The sequence below is a fragment of the Streptomyces sp. NPDC002057 genome, assembly GCF_040296665.1.
Lineage (GTDB): Bacteria > Actinomycetota > Actinomycetes > Streptomycetales > Streptomycetaceae > Streptomyces.
Map to the genome: position 1 here is coordinate 1 of NZ_JBEOXR010000099.1, position 12,699 is coordinate 12,699.

Annotated in this window: 9 protein-coding genes and 2 tRNA genes; 3 read left to right on the top strand and 8 right to left on the bottom strand. The window is 69.9% G+C overall.

What is annotated here, in order from left to right; all coding sequences use genetic code 11:
- Nucleotides 1-7: 7 nt before the first annotated feature.
- Complete coding sequence (gene folC / locus ABT129_RS37475) at nucleotides 8-1,465, bottom strand: bifunctional tetrahydrofolate synthase/dihydrofolate synthase (RefSeq protein WP_351910653.1); 1,458 nt, start codon at nucleotides 1,463-1,465, stop codon at nucleotides 8-10.
- A gap of 111 nt (nucleotides 1,466-1,576) precedes the next feature.
- Between folC and ABT129_RS37480 the strand changes: the two genes are divergently transcribed.
- Nucleotides 1,577-2,599 (top strand): rod shape-determining protein, encoded by a 1,023-nt coding sequence (locus ABT129_RS37480; protein ID WP_351910655.1) that lies wholly within the window; start codon nucleotides 1,577-1,579, stop codon nucleotides 2,597-2,599.
- Between the two features lie 59 nt (nucleotides 2,600-2,658).
- Here the strand turns inward: ABT129_RS37480 and ABT129_RS37485 are convergent, their stop codons facing one another.
- Both ABT129_RS37485 and ABT129_RS37490 read right to left on the bottom strand, forming a co-directional pair.
- On the bottom strand, nucleotides 2,659-3,798 hold the full coding sequence (locus ABT129_RS37485; protein ID WP_351910657.1) for a sensor histidine kinase: 1,140 nt from the start codon (nucleotides 3,796-3,798) through the stop codon (nucleotides 2,659-2,661).
- Between the two features lie 191 nt (nucleotides 3,799-3,989).
- Nucleotides 3,990-6,611, bottom strand: coding sequence for a valine--tRNA ligase (locus ABT129_RS37490; protein WP_351910659.1), 2,622 nt, complete (start codon nucleotides 6,609-6,611; stop codon nucleotides 3,990-3,992).
- A 138-nt stretch (nucleotides 6,612-6,749) separates the two neighbouring features.
- Between ABT129_RS37490 and ABT129_RS37495 the strand changes: the two genes are divergently transcribed.
- Complete coding sequence (locus ABT129_RS37495) at nucleotides 6,750-7,712, top strand: hypothetical protein (protein ID WP_351910661.1); 963 nt, start codon at nucleotides 6,750-6,752, stop codon at nucleotides 7,710-7,712.
- A gap of 72 nt (nucleotides 7,713-7,784) precedes the next feature.
- Here the strand turns inward: ABT129_RS37495 and clpX are convergent, their stop codons facing one another.
- From clpX to ABT129_RS37520, 5 genes are all read right to left on the bottom strand, one after another.
- Entirely contained in the window at nucleotides 7,785-9,068 is a 1,284-nt protein-coding gene (gene clpX / locus ABT129_RS37500) for an ATP-dependent Clp protease ATP-binding subunit ClpX (protein ID WP_351910663.1), read from the bottom strand.
- Between the two features lie 156 nt (nucleotides 9,069-9,224).
- Nucleotides 9,225-9,887: an ATP-dependent Clp protease proteolytic subunit gene (locus ABT129_RS37505; RefSeq protein WP_351910665.1), complete on the bottom strand. Its 663-nt coding sequence runs from the start codon at nucleotides 9,885-9,887 to the stop codon at nucleotides 9,225-9,227.
- Nucleotides 9,888-9,952: 65 nt separating this feature from the next.
- Nucleotides 9,953-10,570 carry an ATP-dependent Clp protease proteolytic subunit gene (locus ABT129_RS37510; protein ID WP_351910667.1) on the bottom strand — a complete coding sequence of 206 codons (618 nt, stop codon included), beginning with the start codon at nucleotides 10,568-10,570 and terminating at the stop codon, nucleotides 9,953-9,955.
- Between the two features lie 240 nt (nucleotides 10,571-10,810).
- A complete protein-coding gene (gene tig / locus ABT129_RS37515) occupies nucleotides 10,811-12,196 on the bottom strand; it encodes a trigger factor (RefSeq protein WP_351910669.1) in 1,386 nt (461 codons plus the stop codon).
- A 171-nt stretch (nucleotides 12,197-12,367) separates the two neighbouring features.
- A tRNA-Pro gene (locus ABT129_RS37520) sits at nucleotides 12,368-12,444 on the bottom strand.
- Nucleotides 12,445-12,576: 132 nt separating this feature from the next.
- Here ABT129_RS37520 and ABT129_RS37525 point away from each other — a divergent pair.
- A tRNA-Gly gene (locus ABT129_RS37525) sits at nucleotides 12,577-12,650 on the top strand.
- The last annotated feature ends 49 nt before the right edge of the window (nucleotides 12,651-12,699 follow it).

A 12,699-nucleotide genomic window follows, 5' to 3' on the forward strand; every position in this document is an offset into this window, starting at 1 on the left:
ACCTCGTCTACGCGAACGTGGCCGGCAAGGGGCTGGTGTCCGTCGGCGCGACCAACGGGCTCACGCGCTGGACGGAGGCCGACGACCCGACGACCCGGTCCTCGCCGAAGACCTCGACCGCGACGGCGGCGAGCGTGTCCACGTCGGTGGCACGGGGGTTGGAGTTCGCCGTGACGACGACCTCCGCGAAGATCGGCTCGAAGGCCTCCAGGAGTCCCCTGGCGTCCTTGTCGCCGCTCGTGGAGACCACGCCGATGAGCCGCGAGAAGCCGAAGGCCTCGCTGACGCCCTCCGCCGTGGCCCGCGCGCCGTGCGGGTTGTGCGCGGCGTCCAGGATCACCGTCGGGGAGGAGCGGACGATCTCCAGACGGCCGGGCGAGGCCACCTGGGCGAAGGCCCGGCGGACCGTGTCCACGTCCAGGGTCCTGGCGTGCTCGGCGCCGATCCCGAAGAAGGCCTCGACCGCCGCGAGCGCCACCGCCGCGTTGTGCGCCTGGTAGGCGCCGTGCAGCGGCAGGAAGACGGTGTCGTACTCGCCGCCCAGGCCGCGCAGGGTGAGGAGCTGGCCGCCGACCGCGACCTCGCGGGAGACGATGCCGAACTCCATGCCCTCGCGGGCCACGGTGGCGTCCTCCCCCACGGCCTTCTTGAGCAGGACCTGCGCCGCGTCCACCGGCTGCTGGGCCAGGACCACGGTCGCGCCCCGCTTGATGATCCCGGACTTCTCGCCGGCGATCTCGGCGGTCGTCCCGCCGAGCCGGTCGGTGTGGTCCAGGTCGATCGGGGTGACGACGGCGACGGAGCCGTCGATGACGTTCGTCGCGTCCCAGGTGCCGCCCATGCCGACCTCGACGACGGCCACGTCGACCGGGGCGTCGGCGAAGGCCGCGTACGCCATTCCGGTGAGGACCTCGAAGAAGGAGAGCCGGTACTCCTCGCGGGCGTCGACCAGCTCCACGTACGGCTTGATGTCCTCGTACGTCTCGACGAACCGCTCGGCGGAGATCGGGGCGCCGTCGAGGCTGATCCGCTCGGTGATGGTCTGCACGTGCGGCGAGGTGTACCGGCCGGTGCGCAGCTCGAAGGCGCCGAGCAGGGCCTCGATCATGCGGGCCGTCGACGTCTTGCCGTTGGTGCCGGTGATGTGGATCGAGGGGTAGGCGCGCTGCGGCTCGCCGAGCACGTCCATCAGGGCCGCGATCCGGGTGACCGAGGGCTCCAGCTTGGTCTCGCCCCAGCGGGTGGACAGCTCGGTCTCGACCTCGCGCAGCGCCTTGTCCAGCTCCGGGTCTTCCGGACGGCCGGGCACGGGGTCGCCCTGGGGCGGACCGCCCTGCGTGCGCAGGGTGCGGCTGCCGGCCTCGATCACCGCCAGGTCGGGGTCACGGGTCGTTTCGTTGTCGACGATGTCGTCGAACGCGTCGGAGGGGTCGGGCGTGTCGGACGGGTCGCGGGGCTCACTCACGGGGCCAGTCTACGGACGGGTACCGACGCGACGACCGCAGGACCATGGACCCGCCCCATTCGGGACTTTCGGTCCGCCGTCCGCCGGACCGGCCCGGCAAACTTGGCGATCATGGACATAGGGATCGACCTCGGCACGGCCAACACGCTCCTCTACGCACGCGGGCAGGGCATCGTGCTCAACGAGCCCTCCGTGGTGGCGGTGCAGGAGGGGTCGCGGCAGGCGCTCGCGGTCGGTACGGAGGCGAAGGAGACCATCGGGCGCACACCGGGCTCGATCACCGCGATCCGGCCGCTGCGGGACGGCGTGATCAGCGACTACGAGGCGGCCGAGGAGATGATCCGGCACTTCGTGCGCAAGGCCGTCCCGGGCCGCCGGCGGCCCCGTACCCGGATGGTGGTCTGCGTGCCGAGCGGGGTCACCCAGGTCGAACGGCGGGCGATCGTGCACGCCTCGCTCTCGGCGGGCGCGCGGGCGGTCCATCTGATCGAGGAGCCGATGGCGGCGGCGATCGGGGCCGGGCTGCCGGTCTCCGACCCGCGCGGCTCGATGGTCGTCGACGTCGGCGGCGGCACGACCGAGGTGGCCGTGATCTCGCTGGGCGGGATCGTCACGGCCCGGTCGCTGCGGGTGGGCGGTGACCGCATGGACGCGGCCCTCACCGACTTCGTCCGCAAGGAGCACGGGCTGCTCATCGGCGAGCGGACCGCCGAGGACGTCAAGGTCGCGATCGGCACGGCCTGGCCGGTGCCGGGCGAGGAGGAGCGGGAGCGACAAACCTTCACCGTGCGGGGCCGTCAGAAGGTCAGCGGGCTGCCCCGGACGGTGGAGCTGACGGTGCCCGAGGTGCGGGCGGCGCTCGACGAGCCCGTGGAGGCGATCATCGCGGCGGTGCGGGTCACCCTGGAGGAGTGCCCGCCGGAGCTGGCCGGGGACGTGATGGAACACGGCATCGTGCTCACCGGCGGCGGGGCGCTGCTGCCCGGCCTCGACCTGCGGATGGCCTCGGCGACGGGCATCCCGGTCTTCGTCGCGGACGACCCGCTGGACTGCGTGGCGATCGGCTCGGGGCGGTGTGTGGAGGACTTCGACGGACTGCAGCGGGTGATGGGGAAGGCGGAGACGGTGCGCTGAGCGATGAGCGGTCCACTCCCGTCGGCGGCGGGTACGGGGGAAGGCGGTCCGCTGAGCGATCAGCGGTCCAGCCCCGTCGGCAGCAGCGCCGTCACCAGATAGCCGTCGCCCTCCCGGCGGGCCTTCAGCGTGCCGCCCATGCTGGTGACCCGCTCCTCCATCGAGAACAGGCCGGTGCCGGTCGAGACGGGGGCCGGGTCCGGCGGGGTCTTCGGCAGCGGGTTGCGCACCTCGATCCGCAGACCGGGGCCCTCGACCGTGATCGCGACCGTCACCGGCAGGCCGGGCGCGTGCTTGGCCGCGTTCGTCAGGCACTCCCGGACGACGCGGTGGACGGCCGCCTGCCGCAGCGGCGACAGCGCCTTCGCCTCCTCGGCGACCGTCAGCTCCACGGGGCTGCCCATCCGCTCGCTCTCCCCGGCGAGTTCGAGGAGCCCTTCGAGGCCGGGAGTGGCCGCCTCCCGGTCGGCGCGGCGCACGATGGTCTCGTTGAGCATGAGGTGGGCCCGCCGGGCGGTGTCCGCGAGTTCCTCGAAGTCCTTCCGGTGGGCCTCTCCCCTGGCCCGTACGGCGAGGACCTCGGCCCGCACCGCGAGGACGGTCAGCTCACGGCCGACCAGGTCGTGGACGTCCCGGCCGACGGAGATCCGCTCCTCCTGGACGGCCTGCCGGGCGGCGGCCTCGCGCCGCTGGACCTCCAGGGCGCGGACGAGGTCCTGCCGGTACGCGGCGACGCCGACGCCCGCCGCGAGGACGCCGATCGGGACGACCAGGCTCAGGAACTCACTCAGGGTGTCGCCGTGCCGGGCGGGCCAGCCGGGCGTCTGGAAGAGGGCGTAGGCCACGCCGACGTACAGCACGGTCGCGACGACGGCGGACCGCCGCCCCCGGTACCGGCCGATCGAGTACAGCGCGAACTGGATCATCGTCAGCTCGTGCAGCCAGCCCATCAGGCCGAGCGCCACGAGGTAGGGGACCCACGACAGCCGGCGCCGGAGCACCAGGGTGGCGGCTCCGGCCGCCAGGACCAGGGTCGCGGTGAGCCCGCTGAGGGAGTTGTCGGCGCGGGCCAGCCCCGGCACGTCCAGGACCATCAGGCCGAAGGCGCTGAGCGCGGCGACGACGTCGAGGGCGCGGGGCGAGACCGCCCACCGGTCCACGCAACGGCGCAGCGCGGGGACGGTGGGGAGGCGGAGCATGCCTTCCATCATCCAAGGTCTTTCGTCCCGACGACGTGGACCTGAAGTCCCGTCTGATGTGACATCGGGCACTTCGTCCGGATTCCCGTGTGGCTCGGGACCGTGCGCGGCGCCACCCGGGAGCTCTGCCGTGGGGTACGCGAAGGGCCCGGAACCGCGGTGCGGTTCCGGGCCCTTCGTCTTTCCGCGTCCTAGGCCTGCGGCAGGGTCGCCAGCTGGGCCTGGATGCGGGCGATGTCCTCGTCGGCCTTGGCGAGGCGGGTACGGATCTTGTCGACCACGTTGTCCGGGGCCTTCGCCAGGAAGGCCTCGTTGCCGAGCTTGCCGTTCGCCTGGGCCTTCTCCTTCTCGGCCGCCGCGAGGTCCTTCGTGAGGCGCTTGCGCTCCGCCTCCACGTCGATCGTCCCCGACAGGTCGAGGGCGACGGTGGCGCCGGCGACCGGCAGGGAGGCGGTGGCGGAGAACCCCTCGCCCTCCGGCTGGAGGCGCAGGATCTGGCGGATGGCGGCCTCGTGCGCGGCGAGCGAGGTGCCGTCGAGCGTGAGGCGGGCGGGCACCTTCTGGGCGTCCTGGAGGCCCTGCTCCTTGCGGAACCGGCGGACCTCGGTGATGACGCGCTGGACCAGCGCGACCTCCTGCTCGGCGGCCGCGTCGCGGAAGCCGCTGTCCTTCGGCCAGTCGGCGATCACGACGGACTCGCCGCCGGTCAGCGTGGTCCACAGCGTCTCGGTGACGAACGGGACCACCGGGTGCAGCAGGCGCAGCATGACGTCGAGGACCTCGCCGAGGACCCGGCCGGAGACCCGGGCGCCCTCGCCGCCGGCGAAGAACGTCGTCTTCGACAGCTCGACGTACCAGTCGAAGACCTCGTCCCACGCGAAGTGGTAGAGGGCGTCCGACAGCTTGGAGAACTGGTAGTCCTCGTAGAACGCGTCGACCTCGGCGACCGTCTTGTTGAGCCGCGACAGGATCCAGCGGTCCGTCGCCGACATCTCCGAGGCGTCCGGCAGCGGGCCCTCGACCGTGGCGCCGTTCATCAGCGCGAAACGGGTGGCGTTCCAGATCTTGTTGGCGAACTTGCTGGAGGCCTGGACCCAGTCCTCGCCGATCGGGACGTCGACGCCCGGGTTCGCGCCGCGGGCCAGGGTGAAGCGGACGGCGTCGGAGCCGTACGTGTCCATCCAGTCCAGCGGGTTGACCACGTTGCCGAAGGACTTCGACATCTTCTTGCCGTTCTGGTCACGGACCATGCCGTGCAGGGCGATGGTGTGGAACGGCGGGGTGCCGTCCATCGCGTACAGACCGAACATCATCATCCGGGCGACCCAGAAGAAGAGGATGTCGTAGCCGGTGACCAGGACGGAGTTCGGGTAGAACTTCTCGAGGCTCTCGGTCCGCTCGGGCCAGCCGAGCGTGGAGAACGGCCACAGGCCGGAGGAGAACCAGGTGTCCAGGACGTCGGTGTCCTGGTGCCAGCCCTCACCCGTCGGCGGCTGCTCGTCCGGTCCGACGCAGACGATCTCGCCGTTCGGGCCGTACCAGACGGGGATGCGGTGGCCCCACCACAGCTGGCGCGAGATGCACCAGTCGTGCAGGTTGTCGACCCAGTCGAAGTACCGCTTCTCCATCTCCTGCGGGTGGATCTTGACCTTGCCGTCGCGGACGGCGTCACCGGCGGCCTGCGCGAGCGGGCCGACCTTGACCCACCACTGCAGCGACAGGCGCGGCTCGATGGTGGTCTTGCAGCGCGAGCAGTGGCCGACGGAGTGGGTGTACGGACGCTTCTCGGCGACGATCCGGCCCTCGGCGCGCAGCGCGGCGACGATGGCGGAGCGGGCCTCCAGGCGGTCCAGGCCCTGGAAGGGGCCGTGGACGGTGATGACCGCGCGCTCGTCCATGACGGCGAGGTTCGGCAGGTTGTGGCGCTGGCCGATCTCGAAGTCGTTGGGGTCGTGCGCCGGGGTCACCTTGACGGCGCCGGTGCCGAACTCGGGGTCGACGTGGGTGTCGGCGACGACCGGGATCGTGCGGTCGGTCAGCGGCAGCTTGATCTGCTTGCCGACCAGGTGCTTGTACCGCTCGTCGTCGGGGTGGACGGCGACGGCCGTGTCACCGAGCATCGTCTCGGCGCGGGTGGTCGCGACGACCAGGGAGTCGTCACCCTCGCCGTACCGGATGGAGACGAGCTCGCCGTCGTCGTCCTGGTACTCGACCTCGATGTCCGAGATGGCCGTGAGGCAGCGCGGGCACCAGTTGATGATGCGCTCGGCGCGGTAGATCAGCTCGTCGTCGTAGAGCTTCTTGAAGATGGTCTGGACGGCCTGGGAGAGGCCCTCGTCCATGGTGAAGCGCTCACGGGACCAGGCGACGCCGTCGCCCAGACGCTTCATCTGGCCGGAGATCTGGCCACCGGACTCGGCCTTCCACTGCCAGACGCGCTCGACGAACGCCTCACGGCCCAGGTCGTGGCGGGACTTGCCCTCCTTGGCGAGCTCGCGCTCGACGACGTTCTGGGTGGCGATGCCGGCGTGGTCCATGCCGGGCTGCCACAGCGTCTCGTAACCCTGCATGCGCTTGCGGCGGGTGAGGGCGTCGATCAGCGTGTGCTCGAAGGCGTGGCCCAGGTGGAGCGAACCGGTGACGTTCGGCGGCGGGATGACGATGGTGTACGGCGGCTTCTCGCTCTTCTCGTCCGCCTCGAAGTACCCGCGCTCCACCCAGCGCTCGTACAGCGGCCCCTCTACCTCGGCCGGCGCGTACTGGGTCGGCAGTTCGGTGATGGGCGCTGTCTGCTGCTGAGTGTTCTCGGTCACGGGCCCAGTTTAGGGGTGTTGCGGGCCTGTCCTGAAACGCTTTGGTTCGGTAACGGTGTGGCCCCCGCCGCACCGACTGTCCGACGGTTCCGCCAGGATGTTCGGTAGGCATAAACATCCTGTGAGGGGAACCTGTCGATGAGCTACAACCAGCCGGGCCCGTACGGCGGTCAGCCGCCCCAGCAGCCCGGGCCGTACGGCCAGCAGCCGGGCCCCTACGGCCAGCAGCCGCAGCAGCCGGGCCCGTACGGCCAGCCGCAGGCGCCCCAGCCTGGTTACGGGTACCCCCAGCAGGCGCCGCAGGGCGTCCCGCCGCAGCAGCCGCCGTACGGCTACCCGCAGGGTCAGCAGCCCGGCCCCTACGGCCAGCAGCCGCAGTACGGCGCCCCCCAGGGCCCCGGCGGCTACGTCCCGCACCCGCCGGCCCCGAAGAAGTCCAAGGCCGGCTGGATCATCGGCGCGGTCGCGGTCGTCGCGGCGCTCGGTGTGGGCGCGTACTTCGTCTTCGGGGGCGGCGGCGGCGCCTCGGTCGCGGACGACGGCCCGCACAAGCTGATCACCCCGGAGACGGTGCTCACCGAGTACAAGAAGATGCCCGACAAGGGCGGTACGTCCGGTGACGACTCCCTGGCGGAGGCCGAGAAGAACGGCGTCAAGAACGCCAAGAAGGTCAGCGCCTCCTACCAGGTGGAGAACAAGGCCAACCCGCTGGCGAGCAAGCTCATCTCCTTCAGCGGTCTCTACGGCGAGATCGAGGACCCCGAGAAGGTCGTCGACCTCATCTTCGCCAGCGCCAAGACCAAGGCGGAGAAGGACGCGGCCAAGCCCGACGCGCCTCAGCTGCAGGGCAGCCCGCAGGAGTACAAGCCGGCGGAGCTCGACGGCGCGGTCCTGAAGTGCCAGCAGGCCAAGGGGAAGGCCGACAGCACCTCGGGCACCCCCGCCTTCAGCGTCACGATGTGCGTCTGGGCCGACCACAGCACCGTGGGCTTCGTGGTGCCGATCGACATGGCGACCGCGCTCACGGGGTCGACCGGCTCCGCCGAGGACGCCGCCGCGATCACCGCCAAGCTCCGCAAGGAGGTTCGCGTCAAGCTCTGAGCGGCTGACCGGACATGAGTGAGGGGGTCCCACCTTCGGGTGGGACCCCCTCACTTCGTCGTGCTCGTGGCGTCAGGCCGACTTCTCGTGCCTGCCGTCGTTCTTCACGATCCGCGGGACCAGCGTCGGGTTGACGTTGTTGCGGACGACGTCCGCCGTGATGACGACCCGGGCCACGTCCTTGCGGGACGGGACCTCGTACATCACCGACTGGAGGACCTCCTCCATGATGGCCCGCAGGCCACGCGCGCCGGTGCCGCGCAGGATCGCCTGGTCGGCGATGGCCTCCAGGGCCGGGCGGTCGAAGTCCAGCTCCACACCGTCGAGTTCGAAGAGGCGCTGGTACTGCTTCACCAGCGCGTTGCGCGGCTCGACCAGGATCTGGAGGAGCGCCTCGCGGTCCAGGTTGTGGACGGAGGTGAGCACGGGGAGACGGCCGATGAACTCGGGGATCATCCCGAACTTCACCAGGTCCTCCGGCATGACCTCCTGGAACTGGTCGCTCGCCTCGATCTCGCGCTTGGAGCGGATGGTCGCCCCGAAGCCGATGCCCTTGGCGCCCGCCCGCGACTCGATGATCTTCTCCAGGCCGGCGAAGGCGCCGCCCACGATGAAGAGCACGTTCGTCGTGTCGATCTGGATGAACTCCTGGTGCGGGTGCTTCCGTCCGCCCTGCGGCGGTACGGAGGCGGTGGTGCCCTCCAGGATCTTCAGCAGGGCCTGCTGCACGCCCTCGCCGGAGACGTCGCGCGTGATCGACGGGTTTTCGCTCTTACGGGCGACCTTGTCGATCTCGTCGATGTAGATGATCCCGGTCTCGGCCTTCTTGACGTCGTAGTCGGCCGCCTGGATCAGCTTGAGCAGGATGTTCTCGACGTCCTCGCCGACGTAGCCGGCCTCCGTCAGCGCCGTCGCGTCGGCGATGGCGAACGGGACGTTCAGCATGCGCGCGAGCGTCTGCGCGAGGAGCGTCTTGCCGGAGCCGGTGGGGCCGAGGAGCAGGATGTTGGACTTCGCGAGTTCGATCGCGTCGTCCCTGCCCTGCCCGCCGCCGTTCTCGCCGGCCTGGACGCGCTTGTAGTGGTTGTAGACCGCGACCGAGAGGGCCTTCTTCGCGGGCTCCTGCCCGACGACGTACCCCTCGAGGAACTCGTAGATCTCGCGGGGCTTGGGGAGTTCCTCCCAGCGCACCTCGCTCGTCTCCGCGAGTTCTTCCTCGATGATCTCGTTGCAGAGGTCGATGCACTCGTCGCAGATGTACACACCGGGTCCCGCGATGAGCTTCTTCACCTGCTTCTGGCTCTTTCCGCAGAACGAGCACTTGAGCAGGTCGCCGCCATCACCGATGCGTGCCACGAGGTGCTTCCCCTTCGCCTGGGAGTGCTTGGTTCAGCGACTCCTGGTGCCTCATATTCGACGGTACCTTGCCGGGCCCCCCGTTCGGGCCCCCCTTGGCACGGTTCACATGGTCGCGATTCGGCCACGCGCCCCGTGCCGAGGGAAGGTCGGGCGTCAGCGCTCCGAGGAGGCCGTGCTCTTACGGGTCGAGACGATCTGGTCGACGAGCCCGTACGCGAGGGCGTCCTCGGCCGTCAGGATCTTGTCGCGCTCGATGTCGTCGCGGATCTTCTCGATCGGGGTGGAGGAGTGCTTGGCCAGCATCTCCTCCAGCTGGCTGCGCATGCGCAGGATCTCGCGGGCCGCGATCTCCAGGTCGGAGAGCTGCTCACGGCCGGTGCCGCCGGACGGCTGGTGGATCAGCACGCGGGCGTTCGGCAGGGCCATCCGCTTGCCGGGGGTGCCGGCGGCGAGCAGCACGGCCGCGGCGGAGGCCGCCTGGCCCATGCAGACCGTCTGGATGTCCGGCTTCACGAACTGCATCGTGTCGTAGATCGCCGTCAGCGCGGTGAAGGAGCCACCGGGGCTGTTGATGTAGATCGAGATGTCGCGGTCCGGGTCCATCGACTCCAGGCACAGCAGCTGCGCCATGACGTCGTTGGCGGAGGCGTCGTCGATCTGCACGCCGAGGAAGATCACGCGCTCCTCGAAGAGCTTCGCGTACGGGTCGTACTCGCGCACGCCCTGCGAGGTGCGCTCGACGAAGCGCGGCACGACGTAGCGGTTGTCCATCGGCGCGCCGGTGTAGAGGCCGCTCGGGGAGAGGTTGTTCTGCATCTGGGTGTTCACCGTCCTGGTGGCGTTCGGCGGGGGGCTGGGGCTCTGGGGCGGGCTGCCGGCGCTCAGGCGCCCGTGCCGCCGCCGCCCGGAACGCCCGCGGCGTGCGTGATGATGTCGTCGATGAGGCCGTACCCCTTGGCCTCGTCCGCGGTGAACCAGCGGTCGCGGTCACCGTCGCGGATGATCGCCTCGACGGTCTGGCCGGAGTGGTGCGCGGTGATCTCGGCCATGCGCTGCTTCGTACGGAGGAGGTACTCGGCCTGGATCTTGATGTCGGAGGCCGTACCGCCGATGCCGGCGGAGCCCTGGTGCATCAGGATGTCGGTGTTCGGCAGCGCGAAGCGCTTGCCGGGGGTGCCGCCGGTGAGCAGGAACTGGCCCATGGAGGCCGCCATGCCCATACCGATGGTGACGACGTCGTTCGGGATGTACTGCATGGTGTCGTAGACGGCCATGCCGGCGGTCACCGAGCCACCGGGGCTGTTGATGTAGAGGAAGATGTCCTTGTCCGGGTCGGCGGCCAGGAGGAGCATCTGAGCGGTGATCTTGTTGGCGATGTCGTCGTCGACCTGCTGGCCGAGGAAGATGATCCGCTCGCCGAGCAGCCGGTTGTAGACATGGTCGCCGAGGCCGCCACCGATGGACGGCTCACCCGCGGCGTAAGGCTTCAGATTCGTCACGTATCCACCTGCTCGTCTCCGACGGCCAGAGCCGTCTCAGCGTCTCGTTCGGAGGGCACTGCCCTCGTATTCATGGACCCTAACGCGCAGGTAGGACAACGCCATCCCGGTTCCCGAACTGTTCGCTGGGAGCGCAAGGTAGTTGGGGGCGCGTAACCGGGACGCGTACCGCCACGGGCCCGTACGCACAGGAGTGCGTACGGGCCCGTGGCACGGGGTCCGCGCGGGGCGGAAGGCCCCTTACTTGTCCTCGGAGACCTCGGCCTCGCCGGTGACGGCCTCGACGGCCTCGGCGGCGGTCTCGGTCTCGTCCTCGTCGTCCGAGAGGTCGACGACCTCACCGTTGGTGTCGACGACCTTGGCGGCCTCGACGACGACCGCGAGGGCCTTGCCGCGGGCGACCTCGCCGACGAGCATCGGCACCTGGCCGCCCTGGGCCACGGCCTGGGCGAACTGGTCGGGGCTCATGCCGGAGGAGGCGGCACGGCGGAACAGGTGCTCGGTGAGCTCCTCGCGGGAGACGTCGAGCTTCTCCTTGTTGACGAGCTCGTCGAGGATGAACTGCGTCTTGATGCCCTTCTCGGCCTGCTCCTGGGTCTCGGCCAGGAACTCCTCCTCGGTCTTGCCCTGGATCTCCAGGTACTTCGCGAGGTCGATGCCCATCTGGCCGAGCTGGTGGTGCTCCAGGTTGTGCTTGCGGGTGTTGATCTCGTCCTCGAGAAGCTTCTCGGGCATCGGGACCTCGACCAGCTTGAGGAGCTCGTCGAGGACGCGCTCCTGGGCCTGGGTGGCCTGGTCGAACTGCTTCATGTTCTCGAGGCGCTTGCGGCTGTCGGCCTTGAGCTCGTCGAGGGTGTCGAACTCCGAGGCGAGCTGGGCGAACTCGTCGTCCAGCTCGGGGAGCTCACGGGCGGCGACGGTGGTGACCTTGACGGTGACCTCCGCGTCCTTGCCCTCGGCGGAGCCGCCCTTCAGCTGCGAGGTGAAGGTGGCCTCGCCACCGGCCTCCAGGCCCTTGACGGCCTCGTCGATGCCGTCGAGCAGCTCGCCCGAACCGATGGTGTACGAGACACCGTCGGCGACACCGTCGGGGAGGATCTCGCCGTCGACCTTGGCCTCGAGGTCGATGGTGACGACGTCGCCGTCCTGGGCGGCACGCTCGACCGGGGAGGTCGAGGCGAAGCGCTCGCGGAGCTGCTCCACCGACTTCTCGATGTCCTCGTCGGTGACCTCGACCGCGTCGACGGTGACCTCGATGCCGGAGTAGTCCGGGATCTCGATCGTCGGGCGGATGTCCACCTCGGCGGTGAAGGCCAGCAGCTCGCCGTCCTTCAGCTCGGTGATGTCGACCTCGGGCTGGCCGAGCGGGTTGACCTCGGCCTCGTTGACGGCCTCGGTGTAGAACTTCGGGAGCGCGTCGTTGACGGCCTCTTCCAGCACGGCGCCGCGGCCGAACCGCTGGTCGATCACGCGAGCAGGGATCTTGCCCTTACGGAAGCCCTTGACCGTGACCTGCTGGTTGATCTTCTTGTACGCCGCGTCGAGGCTGTCCTTGAGCTCCTCGAAGGGCACCTCGACAGTGAGCCGAACCCGAGTCGGGTTCAGGGTCTCCACGGCGCTCTTCACGGTTCGGTCTCCTTGTGGCTGATTCCTGGAATCCACCGGTTCCGCGTGTGGCGGTCCCGGTGGGTCGGCCCGGTCAGAAAGACACACGGGCACGCAGCTTGCATAGTAACCGCAAGCGGGATGACGCCCACAACGTGATCAAGTGCGCGCACGCCGGGCGCGTGATCGTCATGGTCGGGGTGGCGGGATTTGAACCCACGGCCTTCCGCTCCCAAAGCGGACGCGCTACCAAGCTGCGCCACACCCCGTCGGTGCGACACGTAGGGTACATGGACGGGGACTGTGCGGCGCCCCCTGTTTTACGGGTGTGCGCGAACCGCCCCGGAACCGCTACCATGCTCTTCGTGCCGCGGTCCTCGTGACCTGCGGCGCGATGCTGTGCGGGTGTAGCTCAATGGTAGAGCACTAGTCTTCCAAACTAGCTACGCGGGTTCGATTCCCGTCACCCGCTCCACGGCGACGAGCTGGACGGCGACCGCCGAGGGGGCGGTGCCGCCGCGGCC

Coding starts and splice junctions, on each gene's coding strand:
- ABT129_RS37480 (WP_351910655.1), top strand. CDS start 1,577: ATGGACATAGGGATCGACCTCGGCACGGCCAACACGCTCCTCTACGCA.
- ABT129_RS37485 (WP_351910657.1), bottom strand. CDS start 3,798: ATGCTCCGCCTCCCCACCGTCCCCGCGCTGCGCCGTTGCGTGGACCGG.
- ABT129_RS37495 (WP_351910661.1), top strand. CDS start 6,750: ATGAGCTACAACCAGCCGGGCCCGTACGGCGGTCAGCCGCCCCAGCAG.
- ABT129_RS37505 (WP_351910665.1), bottom strand. CDS start 9,887: ATGCAGAACAACCTCTCCCCGAGCGGCCTCTACACCGGCGCGCCGATG.